At 67.4% G+C, this 15435-nt stretch carries 13 protein-coding genes and 1 pseudogene; 2 read left to right on the forward strand and 12 right to left on the reverse strand.

Features of this window, described 5'->3' with window-relative positions; translation table 11 throughout:
* The 4 genes and pseudogenes from ABD250_RS00020 to ABD250_RS00035 all read right to left on the reverse strand — a co-directional run.
* Positions 1–610 (reverse strand): annotated as a pseudogene (locus ABD250_RS00020) (IS1634 family transposase); the annotation flags it as partial.
* A 132-nt stretch (positions 611–742) separates the two neighbouring features.
* Positions 743–2551: a DUF262 domain-containing protein gene (locus tag ABD250_RS00025; RefSeq protein ID WP_182659501.1), complete on the reverse strand. Its 1809-nt coding sequence runs from the start codon at positions 2549–2551 to the stop codon at positions 743–745.
* Positions 2552–2606: 55 nt separating this feature from the next.
* Entirely contained in the window at positions 2607–4238 is a 1632-nt protein-coding gene (locus ABD250_RS00030) for an ATP-binding cassette domain-containing protein (RefSeq protein WP_182659500.1), read from the reverse strand.
* A 150-nt stretch (positions 4239–4388) separates the two neighbouring features.
* A complete protein-coding gene (locus tag ABD250_RS00035) occupies positions 4389–5174 on the reverse strand; it encodes a thioesterase family protein (protein WP_344389743.1) in 786 nt (261 codons plus the stop codon).
* A gap of 36 nt (positions 5175–5210) precedes the next feature.
* Here ABD250_RS00035 and ABD250_RS00040 point away from each other — a divergent pair, with 36 nt between their 5' ends.
* Positions 5211–6377: a lycopene cyclase family protein gene (locus ABD250_RS00040; RefSeq protein ID WP_182658924.1), complete on the forward strand. Its 1167-nt coding sequence runs from the start codon at positions 5211–5213 to the stop codon at positions 6375–6377.
* Here ABD250_RS00040 and ABD250_RS00045 read toward each other — a convergent pair.
* From ABD250_RS00045 to ABD250_RS00080, 8 genes are all read right to left on the reverse strand, one after another.
* Positions 6374–7180: a hypothetical protein gene (locus ABD250_RS00045; RefSeq protein ID WP_241730699.1), complete on the reverse strand. Its 807-nt coding sequence runs from the start codon at positions 7178–7180 to the stop codon at positions 6374–6376. The two genes, ABD250_RS00040 and ABD250_RS00045, sit on opposite strands and share 4 nt — an antisense overlap.
* A 70-nt stretch (positions 7181–7250) precedes the next feature.
* The gene (locus ABD250_RS00050) at positions 7251–7721 is read right to left on the reverse strand and encodes a metal-sulfur cluster assembly factor (protein ID WP_179525310.1); all 471 of its coding nucleotides are present in this window, start codon (positions 7719–7721) and stop codon (positions 7251–7253) included.
* Positions 7722–7727: 6 nt separating this feature from the next.
* Positions 7728–8180, reverse strand: coding sequence for a Fe-S cluster assembly sulfur transfer protein SufU (gene sufU / locus ABD250_RS00055; protein WP_182658925.1), 453 nt, complete (start codon positions 8178–8180; stop codon positions 7728–7730).
* Entirely contained in the window at positions 8177–9436 is a 1260-nt protein-coding gene (locus ABD250_RS00060) for a cysteine desulfurase (RefSeq protein ID WP_182658927.1), read from the reverse strand. Before ABD250_RS00060 ends, sufU begins: the two co-directional genes overlap by 4 nt.
* 18 nt (positions 9437–9454) lie before the next feature.
* Complete coding sequence (gene sufC / locus ABD250_RS00065; protein WP_179525313.1) at positions 9455–10225, reverse strand: Fe-S cluster assembly ATPase SufC; 771 nt, start codon at positions 10223–10225, stop codon at positions 9455–9457.
* A 56-nt stretch (positions 10226–10281) separates the two neighbouring features.
* Positions 10282–11490, reverse strand: coding sequence for a Fe-S cluster assembly protein SufD (gene sufD, locus ABD250_RS00070; RefSeq protein ID WP_182658929.1), 1209 nt, complete (start codon positions 11488–11490; stop codon positions 10282–10284).
* A gap of 5 nt (positions 11491–11495) precedes the next feature.
* Complete coding sequence (gene sufB / locus ABD250_RS00075; RefSeq protein ID WP_182658931.1) at positions 11496–12953, reverse strand: Fe-S cluster assembly protein SufB; 1458 nt, start codon at positions 12951–12953, stop codon at positions 11496–11498.
* Positions 12950–13687: a helix-turn-helix transcriptional regulator gene (locus ABD250_RS00080; RefSeq protein ID WP_182658933.1), complete on the reverse strand. Its 738-nt coding sequence runs from the start codon at positions 13685–13687 to the stop codon at positions 12950–12952. Before ABD250_RS00080 ends, sufB begins: the two co-directional genes overlap by 4 nt.
* 160 nt (positions 13688–13847) lie before the next feature.
* On the opposite strand from ABD250_RS00080, the gene mptB reads away from it, so the two are divergent.
* The gene (mptB, locus tag ABD250_RS00085) at positions 13848–15434 is read left to right on the forward strand and encodes a polyprenol phosphomannose-dependent alpha 1,6 mannosyltransferase MptB (protein ID WP_182658934.1); all 1587 of its coding nucleotides are present in this window, start codon (positions 13848–13850) and stop codon (positions 15432–15434) included.
* Position 15435: the final 1 nt, after the last annotated feature.

Genomic DNA, 15435 nt, shown 5'->3' on the forward strand with positions numbered 1-15435 from the left:
GCGGGTCGACCTTGCGCTCTTTACTCATACCGACTTTGCGCAGGTCATCTTCTTTTTCTGCCTCGAAGTACAAGGTGGTCAAGTCGTAGAGCACCAACGCGACACCGGGGCCCCCGGCGCGGTTGACGTGGGCCCAGCAGGCGGTGGCGATCAGCGCGCGGTAGTCCCGGCCGACCACTCGCTGTAGACAGTTGTAGAGCGTGTTGACGTGCGGTGGTTTCGTCCCCAGTTCGCCCAGGACCCGAACCGAGTCCAACTTGCTGGTCGGCTCCACCGCACGGCACAGCACCAGGTCGCGGAACACCGTATCGCCCACCACGTCGAAGCCGAGCCTAGAGTACGTACCGGTCAATCCTTGCCACAGGATCCGCGCCGTGGACTGCTGGATCCGCGCGGCTGTCGCTGCCGGCACGTCGATCACCGCGGCGCCGCGCTCGCTCAACTCCAGGTCTAACGCCTGCTGATCGCCCTGGATGCGCTGCTTGGCGACCTCGATCAACGCCGCCAACTCGCCGGGGGTGTGAGCCGAACCGAGGTGCTCGCGCACCACCAGCCGGCCGCTTACCCACTCGACCAACTGCACGCCCGTGGCCCCCGACCCCGTCGGCACCTTCCGAAATTTCAGCCCCACACGTCCAAGCTACCGGGCCGTTTAGTGTCACAAACGCCAGCCCCGAACTCGCCCTACCAGCGAAAACCGCAATCCCGATCCCTAGAACAGCGTCAACTTGTGGAAGTCAGGTCAGAAGGCGAACTTCTCCATTGTCATCGAGACGAGCATCTCAGTGCGTTCGTTGATCTTCTGAGCCGTCCAACTGTCAGCTGACACGACGGATTTGTTCAGCCATCGACCATTCTTGAATCCGATGTAGTTGCCCTTCGCATCTATCGCGTCGCGCTTCCTGGTGAACGCCCAGTTCGTCAAGTTGCTGTTGTATCGGGTGAACGTGAGGTTGCCAATACGGTGAACGAGTTCGGCCTGAACCTCCCGCGCTCGTTCTGCCGCATCATCCCCAGTGCCGCCTAGATCTCGAACCCACTCGCCCGCGAGGTTGTCGGATTGAGGCAGAATGTGTTCGATAGTCCAGTCATACCTGTTGCTGGTCCTCGACCAGAAATTTGCTTCGTTTTCCTTGGTGAAGTGATCTGCTTCCAGAGATGCGAAAATGAATCTCAACATATCTACGTTATCTTCGTATATTGGACCACGCAATGCCGCTGAAAACTCGGCCTCGCTGGCGGACTCCGCTACGAGCCTCGACCGAATAAAGGCTTCAATCTGTTCTTCTGGAGCACTCTTGCTTGATTCTATGATCTCCATAAACATGCGGTCGATACGGTGGGTTGGTGGAGTGTTGGTAATGTTGCGCCGCACGAAAAACGACGTCAGCAATCGAGTCACCCCAGTCAAAGTTCTCGAGGAGACAACGAGGTCATCTTGTCTTGCCATAAGTTGTAACAGGAGCATGTAGGAAGCGGCGCCCTGTGCGCGTCTTAAGGACTCGAGTTCTTTGTCAAGATCAGGCCCGTATGGGGAGTTTTTCGTGTGCCCAAGGATTACGGAATACTTCTCGCCGGCGGCCGTTATCTGATCGATATACCGTCCCACGTTCACGCTGATGAGCTTTTCGTGCAGGTCCACAAGGTTGGACCGGGTGGCGATGCGTGAGGAGTCACTGCCCGCCAAGGTGCTTCGAAACGCGTTGTAATACTGGCGGAAAAAGCGCTCCTGGGTTGAATAGCTATCCCCTAGTGACCCGAGGAGGAGCTGCCACTTCTCGAAGGCTAGGTCAGTTGAATTGCCCGCCCTAGTAGTCTCCGACAGTACGGTGTTCTTTAGAATATCCACCGGAGTGAGCGGCATTCCTCTGTTATTTAATGACTCGAAGAGTCGGAAAGCGTTGGCATGGCTGTGGACAGTAATGTTGACAATAACTGATTGGTTGATCTTCTTAAGAAGGGCGAAAACCTCGTCCAGAATTGCCGGACCAGTGAGGTCCCTCGTTATTGCATCGACGCGCCTGCGAAAATGTCCGAAAGCCAGCGCTATTCTCCTGTTGCCATGATTTACCGGCTTGGGTGCTGCCGGTATCAATCCAATAGAATGAAGAAGATAACGGTAGTCATCATTGTTGGTGTTCTGATCTTGGAGATGTAGCCTTGGGAACCCGTCCTTGGAGGACACGAGTTGCTTCTTGAGTCCTACGAAGTCGGCTAGCTGATCATCGTCGAGGTCGGCCTTGTTGTCTCGAAGGATCGCGTAGAGAGTCGCAAGCAGAACGGATAGGGAGGTTATCCGTTGCTGCCCGTCGATGAGTTCGAAGACGTGCTCATTGACGTCGCCGGATAATCTCGCGAGACTGATGATGGTGCCAAGGAAATGTCCCTGGGTACTTTCAGACTCGTAGATGTCGTCGAACAGCTCATCCCACTGGTTCTTTCCCCATGAGTACTCGCGTTGGTACTTTGGGATCACGTACCTGACTGTGGAATGTGGGCTGAGCAGCTCGATAATCGGCTGGTCATTTGCATTGAACATTCCGGTCGACATGGGAAATGTCTATCAGATGGTCCCGTCGGGCGACGTCGAACCCGCGTGTTCGAACTCACGCGAGCTCGACGATCTCCATGTACTCCTGGCTCCACAGGTCCTCGGTACCGTCGGGCAGGATGATGACCCGCTCCGGCTCCAGCGCTTCCACGGCGCCGGGGTCGTGGGTGACCAGGACGACCGCGCCCTCATAGGACCGGAGCGCGTCGAGCACCTGCTCGCGTGAGATCGGGTCGAGGTTGTTGGTCGGTTCGTCGAGCAGCAGCACGTTGGCTGCCGAGGACACGAGCCCCGCCAGCGCGAGGCGGGTTCGCTCACCGCCGGACAGGGTGCCGGTCGGCTGGTCGAGCTGCGGGCCGGTGAACATGAACGCGCCCAGCAACCCGCGCAGGTCCTGCTCCCCCGCGTCCGGGGCGGCGTGGCGGATGTTCTCCCACACGGTCGCGTCCATGTCGAGGGTGTCGTGCTCCTGGGCGAAGTAGCCGATCTTGAGCCCGTGCCCGGAGACGACGCCGCCCTCGCCGTCGGTGCGTTCCACACCGGCGAGCAGTTTGAGCAGCGTCGTCTTGCCGGCACCGTTGTACCCCAACACCACCACGCGGCTGCCCTTGTCGATCGCCAGGTCGACTCCGGCGAACACTTCGAGCGAGCCGTACATCTTGGTGAGCCCCTTGGCGAACAGCGGCGTCTTGCCGCAGGCCGCGGGAGTGGGGAACTTGATGTGCGCGACCTTGTCGGCCACGCGCACCTCGTCGAGCTCGTTGAGCATGGTCTCGGCGCGGCGGATCATCTGCTTGGCCGAGGCGGCCTTGGTGGCCTTGGCGCCGAGCTTGGCGGCCTGCTGCTTGAGGGCGGAGGCCTTCTTCTCGGCGTTCGCGCGCTCGCGGCGGCGCCGGGCCTCGTCCGTGGCGCGGGCGTCGAGGTACTTCTGCCACCCCATGTTGTAGGCGTCGATCTCCCCGCGCACCGCGTCGAGGAACCACACCTTGTTCACCACGGCCTCGAGCAGCTCCACGTCGTGGGAGATGATGATCAGTCCGCCCTCGTGCTTCTCCAGGAAGGAGCGCAGCCAGGTGATCGAGTCGGCGTCGAGGTGGTTGGTCGGCTCGTCCAGCAGCAGCATGGTCTGCGACTTGCCCGCACCGTCGGAGGCGGCGAACAGGATCCGCGCCAGCTCCACGCGGCGGCGCTGACCGCCGGACAGGGTGCCCAGATTCTGGGTGAGGATCCGGTCCTCCAGCCCCAGGCTGTTGCAGATGCGGGCGGCCTCGCTCTCGGCCTCGTACCCACCCCGCGCGGAGAACTCGTCCTCGAGGCGCCCGTACTTACGCACGGCCTTGTCCATGGCCTTGTCGTCCGGGGCGGAGACCATCTGCTCCTGGGCAGCGGTCATGTCGGCCATGAGCACGTCCAGCCCGCGGGCCGACAGGACCCGGCTGCGCGCGAGCTGATCCATGTTGCCCTCGCGCGGGTCCTGCGGCAGATACCCCAGCTCGCTGGTCCGGATGATCTTGCCCGCGTAGGGCTCACCCTCGCCGGCGAGGATCCTCATCGTCGTCGTCTTACCCGCGCCGTTCCGTCCCACCAGGCCGATCCGGTCGCCGGGCTGGACCCGCAGCGAGGACCCGTCCATGTGGAGCAGGGTGCGCACGCCGGCGCGCACCTCCAGGTCGTCGATGGTGATCACGTGCGCGGGTACCTCGTCTGCTATCGGGGGGAATCGGGCCGACCAGCCACTCTACCTGCGGTGCGACACGCGGGACGAGTCCGGTGACCTGGGTCTCCGCTCGGCCCGGGTCCGCCCGTCACCCGACCGCGCCCTCAACCGGCCCTGCCCTCAACCGACCCTGCGCCCGTACAGGTTCTGGACGCTGCGGCCGATCCGTCCCCGGTCGTCGGACAGGAGCGTGTCGGTGATGACGCCGCGACCGGGGCCGCCCACCGTCTCGGAGTCCAGATGCACCCACCCCGGCTCCGGTTCCCGGTGCAGGGAGACCACCAGGTCGCAGTTGACCGCCGGATGCGTGAGCGGGTCGGTGGCCAGGGAGATCCCGCTCGCCGAATCCGCCACCAGGATCGTGTGCTGCCACCCGGTCATCGACTCGCCGTCGACCAGGTCGAGCCGGCTCCGTCCCCACGCGCGGGCCGGCCCGAGGGAGTCGCCGTCGCCGTGGTCGAAGGAGAAGTCCACCACGGACAGGTATCCGTCCGCGTACGCGAAGGACATCATCGCCCCCCGTTCGCGCGGCGCGTCCGGTACCTCGGGACCGGTGTGGTCGCCGTGCACGGGGAAGTCCTCGGGAGTCGACCGCATCCGCCACCCGCGGGCCACCAGGGCGGGCCGCCCGCCTGCGGAGGCGGTGGCCTCGAGCAGCTCCACACTGCGGCCGGGCCGGACGGTGCGCACCTCGATCTCCAGGTCCGCCACGGGTACCGGGCCGAGAACGTCGACCGAGACCCGCGACAGCCGCACCCCGGGCCGCCGCTCGAACCGCTCCATGGCCCGCACCAGCAGCGCGCTGGGCGGGCCGGCGTGCTGTGAGTCCGGTGACCACGGACCGGCCGTCAACGGCGAGGACTCGAATCGGCCCTCGGCGACCTGGTGGTAGAACGCTCCCGGCACGTCTATGCCCTCTCGTCGGCGGTACTGTCTGTCGTGATGGATGCTACGGGGGCTGCGCTGTACGACGTCGCTGTCGTCGGTCTGGGACCGGCCGGCCGCGCGCTCGCCTCCCGCTGCGCCGCCGCGGGCCTGAGCGTGCTCGCGATCGATCCGCAGCCGGACGCGCCGTGGCGCCAGACGCTCTCCCTGTGGGCCGACCAGCTCCCCCCGTGGCTCTCGGTGGCGGCGTGCGGTGTCGACGTCCTGGCGCACTCCGTCCACGCGCCGGTCCACTACTCCCCCGACCGGGCCGTGGTGGACCGGGCCTACAGCGTGCTCGACAACGACTCCCTGCGCGAGGCACTGCCTCTCGGGGCCGGCGTGACGGTGGAGACCACGGCCGTCGACGATGCCGCGTTGGTCGCATTGACCGCCCGGGCGCACCGGGTGGTGGACTGCCGCGGCGCCGGCGGCCCCGCCAATCCCGGGCCGCTCCAGACCGCCTACGGGATCGTCCTGGATGCGGTGGACGCGGCCCCCGCCCTCGGTGGTGACCCGGCGCTGTTCATGGACTGGCGGACGGATCACGACGACGACGAGCTCGGCCCGAGCTTCCTGTACGCGATCCCCCTGGGCGCAGGCCGGGTCCTCCTCGAGGAGACGTGTCTCGCGGGGCTGCCCGCACCGGACCCCGCCGACCTCGCGGCCCGGCTGCGATCGAGGCTCCTGCGACGCGGAGTCGCCCGGTCGGCCCTCGACGCACCGCTCGAGGTGGAGCGGGTGCGGATCCCGCTCCTGCCCCGCGGGGGCGCGTCCGGAGCCCCACGGATCGAGGCGTTCGGTACCGCCGGTGGTCACGGACACGCGGCGACGGGGTACTCGGTCGCCTCGATGCTGGCGGCGGTCCCGGGTGCGGTGCACGCCATCGGTACCGGCTTCCCGATCCCGGCACCCCGGTCGCCCGCGAGCACCGCGCTGCACAAGATCGGGCTCCGCGTTCTCCTGCGCGCCGACGGCCGGACCCTGAGGCAACTGTTCGGCGCATTCGGCCGGATCGGCGGCCGTCGTCAGCAGTGGTTCCTCGACGGCGCGAGTCCCTCGTACCAGCTGGCGCTGGCGATGTGGGACATGTGGGTGTGCATGCCCGTACGCGGCAAGGTGGGGATGATCGCCGCGGTGCTCCGGCGGCGCCCCCGCCCCGCCGTCACTGCCCGATCGAGCTAACCCGACGCGCGGCGTCCCGGCCCCGGCTCTTCCGGTGACGGCGGGAATCCGTCGAAGGTGAGGGCGAGTGCCCCGGACCTCCGGGTCACGCGGAACATCGAGGCCAGCGCGATCACGGCCCACGCCACCCCGACCAGCTCGAAGGTCTCCTCGACGTACATGATCGCCACATACAGGTCGGATCTCCCCTGGTCGCGTTCCACGATGCCGGAGACGGACTCGATGACCAGCGCGCCGAGGAGGAACACCACCGCGGAGCCGATCAGCCCGATCGTCACCCGCGGACGGAGGGCGAGGACCAGGCGGAGGAGAAGCGCCGCGACCACGAACGCGACGGCGGCCCCGGGGATGACCCAGCTGTAGTAGAGATCTCCCGGCAGCGCCGACGCCACGCGGTCACCCACGTAGAAGAGGCGCTCGTGGAGCTGTGCCGCCTCGTCGGCCGAGGCGATGACGGCCACGGTGGCGAACACCCACCACGACGCCCGGAACCGCTCAGAGGTGAGGGCCGCCAACGCGGCCAGGGCGCCGACGAGCAGCCACATCGTGGCCGCGAACCAGACCGCGATGTTCCCCTCGGCCCCGATGTCGAACGCGCTCCACAGCAGGTTCCATCCCTGATCCCGGTCGTAGCTCCCGGTGGATCGGACCACGGCGTACAGAAGCCCGGACAGCGGCGCGAGGAGAAGCGAGGGCAGCAGGAGCCACCTGGCCGCCCTGGACAGGGGGTACCCGGCTTCTACCGGGCCTCGCTCGTGGTCTCGTGGCGCTCCGGGCACCATGTCATCCGCGGGTGGGGCCATGCTCCCAGGGTAAACACCCGGTGAACCGCCGGTGGCCCCGGGAGGCCGGGGGCGGCGGTCCCGTCGGTCGTCAGACCGTGAAGCCGATCGCCCGGAGCTGCTCCCGGCCGTCGTCCGTGATCATCTGCGGGCCCCACGGCGGCATCCACACCCAGTTGAGCTCGAGGTCGTTGGCCAGGTCGGAACCCACCACAGCGCTGCGCGCCTGGTCTTCGATCACGTCGGTCAGCGGGCAGGCCGCCGAGGTCAGCGTCATGTCCACCCGCGCGATGGTGGAACCCTCGGTCTCACCCGGGCGGACCCAGATGTCGTAGACCAGCCCGAGGTCCACCACGTTGATCCCGAGCTCGGGATCGACCACGTCGCGCATGGCCTCCTCGAGGTCGGCGACCAGCGCCAGGTCCTCCTCCGACTGCTCGGGACGATTGGGGTCGGGGCGGAACTCACCGTTGTAGACGGTGCCCGCCGCGGTCGCGTTCTCCTCCGCCGACGTCGCGTCGTCGACCGACGGGTCGTTGGCCGGGGTCATCTGCTCGGTCATGTCACTTCACTCCTGATGCTGTTCGGTCTGTCGGCCGAGAGCGTCCCTGTATGCCATCCACCCCAGCAGCGCGCACTTGACGCGCGCCGGGTAGCGGGACACCCCGGACAGGGCGACGGCGTCGTCGAGGATCTCCTCGTCGCCCTCGTGCTTCCCGCGGGAAGAGATCATCTCGTGGAAGGCGTCGTAGGCCTCGAGGGACTCCGACACCGTCCGGCCGACGATGAGGTCGGCCATCATCGAGGTGGACGCCTGGCTGATCGAGCACCCCTGCGCGTCGTAGGACACGTCCTCGATCGTCGACCGGTCGTCGGAGAGCCGCAGCCGCAGCGTCAGCTCGTCGCCGCAGGTCGGGTTGACGTGATGCACCTCGGCCCCGAAGGGCTCCCGCAGGCCGCTGTGGTGCGGGTGTCGGTAGTGGTCCAGGATGACCTCCTGGTACATCTGCTCGAGCTTCACGAACGCGCACCTCCCACTCCGAAGAACTCCTGGGCCCGGCGCAGCGACCGGGCGAGCACCTCGACCTCGTCGAGGGTGTTGTACAGCGCGAACGAGGCCCGGACCGTGGACTGCACGCCGAGTCGGCGGTGCAACGGCCACGCACAGTGGTGGCCCACCCGTACCGCGACGCCGTCGTCGTCCAGGACCTGGCTCACGTCGTGGGCGTGGACACCGTCGACCACGAACGAGACGGCACCGCCCCGGGCGACCATGTCGCGGGGACCGACGATCCGGATGCCGGGGATCTGGCCGAGGGCCTCGAGGGTGGCCGCGGTGAGCGACTCCTCGTGCCGGGCGACCGTCTCCATCCCCACGCCCTCGAGGTAGCGCACCGCGGCGGCGAGGCCCACGGCCTGCGACACCATCGGCACACCGGCCTCGAACCTCTGGGGCGGGTCGGCATAGGTCGACTTCTCCATGGTCACGGTGGAGATCATCGATCCGCCCGTGAGCACCGGCGGCATGGCCCGGAGCAACTCCCGACGACCGTAGAGCACGCCGATGCCGGTGGGGCCGAGCATCTTGTGTCCGGAGAACGCGGCGAAGTCCACCCCGAGTCCGTGGAAGTCCACGGCCATGTGCGGGACCGACTGGCACGCGTCCAACACGACGAGCGCTCCCACCGCCTTCGCGGCCTCCACGACGCGTGCCACGTCGGTCACCGCGCCGGTGACGTTGGACTGATGGGTCAGCGCGACGACCTTGACCGCGTCGGTCAGCCGGAGAGACTCGAGATCGATGCGTCCGTCGTCGGTCACGCCGTACCACTTCAACGTGGCGCCGGTGCGGCGGCACAACTCCTGCCAGGGCACCAGGTTGGCGTGGTGCTCGAGCTCGCTGATCACGACCTCGTCACCCGGGCCCACGGAGTACGGACCGAATCGGTCGTCCCCGAGCGCGAACGCGACGAGGTTGAGCGCCTCGGTGGCGTTCTTGGTGAAGACGAGCTCGTCCACATCGGCCCCGACGAACCCGGCGATCGCGGCGCGCGCGTCCTCGTAGGCGTCGGTCGCCTCCTCGGCCAGTTGGTGTGCGCCCCGGTGGACCGCTGCGTTGGAGTGCAGCAGGAAGTCCCGCTCCGCGTCGAGTACCGGGATCGGGCGCTGCGAGGTCGCCCCGGAATCCAGGTAGACCAGGGGCTTTCCGTCACGGACCGTCCGCTGCAGGATCGGGAAATCGGAGCGGACGGCCGTGATGTCGAGGGTCGAGGTCATGTTCTCCCAGCTGTCCGATCAGGCGTTCGCGGGCGTGAGGTACTTCTCGTACCCCTCGGCCTCGAGCTCGTCCGCCAACTCCGCCCCACCGGAGGCGGCGATCCGGCCGTCCACGAAGACGTGGACGCGGTCGGGCGTGATGTAGCGGAGGATGCGGGTGTAGTGCGTGATGAGGAGGATTCCGCCGTTCTCCTCGGACCGGTAGCGGTTGACGCCGTCCGACACCACGCGCAGCGCGTCCACGTCGAGACCGGAGTCGGTCTCGTCGAGCACGGCGATCTTGGGCTTGAGCAGATCCAGCTGGAGGATCTCGTGGCGCTTCTTCTCGCCGCCGGAGAAGCCCTCGTTCACGCTGCGCTCGGAGAAGGCCGGATCGAAGTCGAGGTCGGACATTGCCTCCTTGACCTCCTTGACCCAGTGCCGCAACTTGGGCGCCTCGCCCCGGACCGCGGTGGCAGCGGTGCGCAGGAAGTTGGCGGTCGAGACCCCGGGGATCTCGGTCGGGTACTGCATGGCCAGGAACAGACCGGCGCGGGCGCGCTCGTCGACCTCCATCGACAGGACGTCCTCCCCGTCGAGGGTGACGGTACCGCCGGTGACCTCGTACTTGGGGTGTCCGGCGATGACGTAGGCGAGGGTCGACTTGCCGGAGCCGTTCGGGCCCATGATGGCGTGGGTCATCCCCGACTCGATGGTCAGGTCGACGCCCTTGAGGATGTCGACGGTCTCGGCCGAGTCCGCGGTGGCCGCGACGCGGGCGGTCAGGCCCTTGATCTCGAGAATGGTCATTGGTGTGCTCGCAATCTTTGTGAAGTCTTCGGGGGTGGTCTCTCGGGGGCCTGGGATCAGATCCCGGAGGACTGCAGTTCCAGCTCGACGGCCTCGGCGATCCGGTCACGTACCTCCGGCACGCCGATGCGGTTGATCACCTCTCCGAAGAAGCCCCGGACGACCAGGCGCCGGGCGACGTCCTCGGCGATGCCCCTGGACATGAGGTAGAACAGGTGCTCCTCGTCGAATCGTCCCACGGCGCTGGCGTGGCCGGCGCCGGCGATCTCGCCGGTCTCGATCTCGAGGTTCGGTACGGAATCCGCGCGGGCCCCGTCGGTGAGGACGAGGTTGCGGTTCATCTCGTAGGTGTCGGTGCCCTCGGCGGCGGCCCGGATGAGGACCTCGCCGATCCACACGGTGTGGGCGTCGGGCAGGTTCGACGTCGCATCGCCTTGCAGCGCGCCCTTGTAGAGGACCCGCGACGTGCAGTGGGGTACCGAATGATCGACGAGCAACCGGTGCTCGATGTGCTGGCCGTCGTCCGCGTAGTACAGACCGTTGATGTTCACGGTGCCCCCGGGGGCGGTGAACGTCGCCAGCGGTGCGATCCGGACGAGTTCGCCGCCGAAGGTCACGGCGGTGTAGGTGAGGGTCGAGTCGCGGCCGACCTGCAGGTGATGATTGGCCATGTGTAGCGCGTCGTCATCCCAGTCCTGGATGAGCACCACCTCGAGGTGGGCCGAGTCGCCGACGATGAACTCGACGTTCTCGGCGATCGTCCCCCCGCCGCGCTGGTCCACCACGAAGGTGGCGTTGGCGAACGGCTCCAGGCGGATCTGGGCGTGGCCGTAGGCCAGCTCGCCCTCCCCCGGTCCGTCGACCGTCACGTACACGGGGTCGGTCAGGACGGTCTCCTTGGCGACGGTCAGCACCGTCGCGGTGTCGACGGAACCGAACGCCTGCGCGGCGACGCGGTCGCGGGGTGCCCCGGCCTCGCCGATCCGCTTGTCGTCGGTCCCGACGCTCTCGACCGTCAGTCCGTCACGCTCGGCGACGGAGACGAGCAGGTTCCCGGTGGCCGTGACGCGCGATCCGTCATGGATCCCGCGCAGCCGCTTGAGCGGGGTGAAGCGCCAGATCTCGTCCTTGTGGCTCGGGACCTCGAACGCGCCGACGTCGAAGGAGGAGAACTGGTCGCCCTTGGTGGCGGTGACGGGGATGCCGTAACGGTCCGTCACCGGGGTGGGGCCGGTTCCGGTGGTGGGTGTAGTGGTGTCGGTCATGGCGGTCAGCCCACCGATCCTTCCATCTGGAGTTCGATCAGGCGGTTGAGCTCGAGCGCGTACTCCATGGGGAGCTCCTTGGCGATCGGCTCGACGAATCCGCGCACGATCATGGCCATCGCCTCGTCCTCGGCCAGACCGCGGCTCATGAGGTAGAACAACTGGTCCTGGCTCACCTTGGAGACGGTGGCCTCGTGACCCAGGGTCACGTCGTTCTCGCGGATGTCGATGTAGGGGTACGTGTCGGACCGGCTGATGTTGTCCACCAGCAGTGCGTCGCACTCGACGTTCGACTTGGATCCCTTCGCACCGGCGTTGATCTGGATCAGCCCGCGGTACGCGGAACGTCCGCCGCCTCGCGCCACCGACTTGGAGACGATGTTCGAGGAGGTGTTGGGCGCCAGGTGCAGCATCTTCGAACCGGTGTCCTGGTGCTGACCCTCCCCCGCGAACGCCACGGAGAGCACCTCGCCCTTGGCGTGCTCGCCGGTGAGCCAGACCGCCGGGTACTTCATGGTCACCTTGGAGCCGATGTTGCCGTCGATCCACTCCATGGTGGCGCCCTCCTCGGCCCGGGCGCGCTTGGTGACGAGGTTGTAGACGTTGTTCGACCAGTTCTGGATGGTCGTGTAGCGGCAACGGCCGCCCTTCTTGACGACGATCTCGACCACGGCCGAGTGCAGCGAGTCCGACTTGTAGATCGGCGCGGTGCACCCCTCGACGTAGTGCACGTAGGCGCCCTCGTCGACGATGATGAGGGTGCGCTCGAACTGGCCCATGTTCTCGGTGTTGATGCGGAAGTAGGCCTGCAGCGGGATGTCCACCTGGACGCCCGGCGGGACGTAGATGAACGAGCCGCCCGACCACACCGCGGTGTTGAGGGCGGAGAACTTGTTGTCGCCGGCCGGGATCACGGAACCGAAGTACTCCTCGAAGTACTCGGGGTGCTCCTTGAGCGCGGTGTCGGTGTCCATGAAGATGACACCCTGGCTCTCGAGGTCCTCACGGATCTGGTGGTAGACCACCTCGGACTCGTACTGGGCCGCGACGCCGGCGACCAGACGCTGCTTCTCCGCCTCCGGGATGCCGAGCTTGTCGTACGTGTTCTTGATCTCCTCCGGCAGGTCCTCCCACGAGGTGGCCTGCTTCTCCGTGGACCGCACGAAGTACTTGATGTTGTCGAAGTCGATCCCCGACAGGTCCGAACCCCATCCGGGCATGGGCTTCTTGTAGAACGTCGCCAGCGCCTTGAGTCGCTTGGCAAGCATCCACTCGGACTCGCTCTTCTTGGCGGAGATGTCACGCACCACGGCCTCCGAGAGGCCGCGCTGGGCTGTGGCACCGGCGGAGTCGGAATCGTGCCAACCGTAGTTGTACTGACCGATCGAGGCGATCCGCTCCTCATCGGTGGTCGGCTCGTGCACGGTGACGTCGGCCGTCACCTGATCTGGGGTGATGGTCATCGCACAGTCCTTTCGGGGGTCGGAACCGACGCGTCTGCGCCGGCCGCTGCGGGGATGGTCGCCGCCAGGTCACCGGCGGTCACCATCCCCGTGGGGATGTTCGTGGTGCAGGCGCAGTTGCCGCCGGCGATGGTGGCGAGGCGCTGGACGTGGGTGCCCACGATCTCGGCCACCACCTCCTGCTCGGCCTCGCAGAGTTCCGGGAACCGGGAGGCGACGTTCCACACCGGACAGTGGTGCTGGCAGATCTGGAGGCCCGCCCCGGCGTCCTCAATGGACGCGGCGTATCCCGACTCCGAGAGGGCGACGGCGATGTCCGTCGCCGCACGCTCGACGTCCTGCGGTCCCTCGGCGGGCCGGACGTGTCCGATGACCGAGCGGACGCGCTGGCGGGCGAAGTCCGCGACGGCGGCGGTGCCGCCGACGCGTCGCAGGGCGGACAGGGCCTCCACCGCCAGGTGGTCGTACCCGTGCTGCGCGGACCTGCGGCCCGTCGCGGTGACCTGGAACGCCTTGGCCGGCCGACCGCGGGTGCCGGCCGGGCGGGTCCGGGTGGCCTCGACCTCGCCGGATTCGACCAACTGGTCCAGATGTCGGCGGACACCGGCAGCGGTCAGCCCGAGCTCTCGTCCGATCTCTACGGCGGTCAGCGCTCCTCGTTCCAGCAGGAGTTCACGGACGGCCGAGCGGGTGTCGGGCCGCGTGCTGCTCTCGTACGCGTGCTGCACGCTCATCTGCCACTCCCTTCCGGCTATGCTCGGTGCGCCCCGTGCGGGACGCACCACCTCATATTACGCAACACTTCCGTGACGGAAATATTCCCACCCCCCGCGAGTCCGGCGGTGCCGTCGAAATGTGATCTGCGACACCCACTGTGGAGAGAGGCCGAAATCAGTGGCACCCAGGTTCCCGGTACGCGGTGCGGGGTCCGTCACTGCCCGACTCCATACCGAGGAGCGGTTCACCGGGGCCCCACCGTCTGCTGAACTGGCCCGACTCCGCCGGATCCGCAGGATCGGCACCACCGCGGCCGTCGCGATGGCGGTGGGTGCCCTGGGCGCCGGCGCCCTGCCGGTCCTGCAGAACCCCGTCGCGGGCGAGCGGTTGTTCGGCTTGTGGCTCAGGGTGCAGCAGTCCTCCATGACCGTGGTCATGACCGGGATGGTGGTGGTGACTCTCTGCTGGCTGTTGCTCGCCCCGTACGTCCTCGGCCGGGATCGCCGGGGACGGCTGAGCGGCCGCATCGACAGGGCCACACTCGACCGCATCATCGCGTCGTGGGCGATTCCGCTCGCGCTGGCCCCGCCCATGTTCAGCAAGGACGTCTACAGCTATCTGGCCCAGGGCGCGATCGGCAACACCCTCGACGACCCGTACGCGCTGGGTCCCGTGTCGGCGCTGGGCACCTCCCACGCCCTGACGGTCAACGTCCCGGACATCTGGCGGGACACCCCGAACCAGTACGGCCCGCTGTTCCTCGGCGTGCAGAAGGTGATCCACACGCTGACGGGGGACGACGTGGTGGTCGGCACGATCCTGCACCGCGTGGTGGCCATCCTCGGGATCCTCATGCTGGGATGGGCGGTCCCTCGGTTGGCCGAGTACTGCGGGGTGTCGGACGTGGCGGCCCTCTGGCTGGCGGTGGCCAATCCGCTCGTGCTGTTCCACCTGGTGTCCGGTATCCACTCCGAGTCGCTCATGATGGGACTGCTGGCCGTCGGGCTCGTGTTGGCCCTCCGCGCGGTGGACTCCCCGGACTCCGGCCGCCGGACCGCGGTTCTCTTCGTCGTGGGGACCGTCCTGGTCACCGGGTCGGCGCTGGTGAAACTGCCCACGGTCGTCGCCCTGGGTTTCGTCGGGATGGCGCTCGCCCGTCGTTGGGGTGGCGGCTATCTCGCCACCGTGCGGGCGGCTCTGGTGATGCTGGTCATCAGCGGTGCCACCACCGGCCTGGCCATGCTCGCGACCTCCTCCGGTCTCGGGTGGATCACGAAGCTCGGGGCGGCCACGTCTCTGCGCAGCTGGCTCTCGCCACCCACGGCCCTGGGGGTGATCGTCGGCGGGATCGGACAGTACCTCGGCCTGGGCGACCACACCGCCCAGATCCTGGTGATGGTGCAGACCGCGGCGCTCGTGATCGCCGGCGTGTTCACCGTGAGGATGCTGTTCGCGGTCTCCGCCGGGCGGATCGACCCGGTCGGCGGCCTCGGGGTGTCGATGGCGGCCATCGTCCTGTGCTTCCCCGTCGTCCAGCCCTGGTACGTCCTGTGGGCCCTGATCCCGCTCGCGGCGTGGGCCTCGCGGATGGAGTTCCGGATCCCCGTCGTGGCGGTCAGCGCCGTGCTCGCCTGCTTCACACTCCCGCCGGGAGCGGGCCTGCCGCCGTTCGTCACCGTCCAGGCGTGGGTGGCCACCGGCGTGGCCGTGACGTTGCTGCTGATCGCGATGTTCCGCTGGCCGGGGCTGTTGCGCTTCCGGTAGT

This window comes from Dietzia cercidiphylli (assembly GCF_039531545.1).
In the GTDB taxonomy this organism is placed as follows: Bacteria; Actinomycetota; Actinomycetes; order Mycobacteriales; family Mycobacteriaceae; genus Dietzia; species Dietzia natronolimnaea.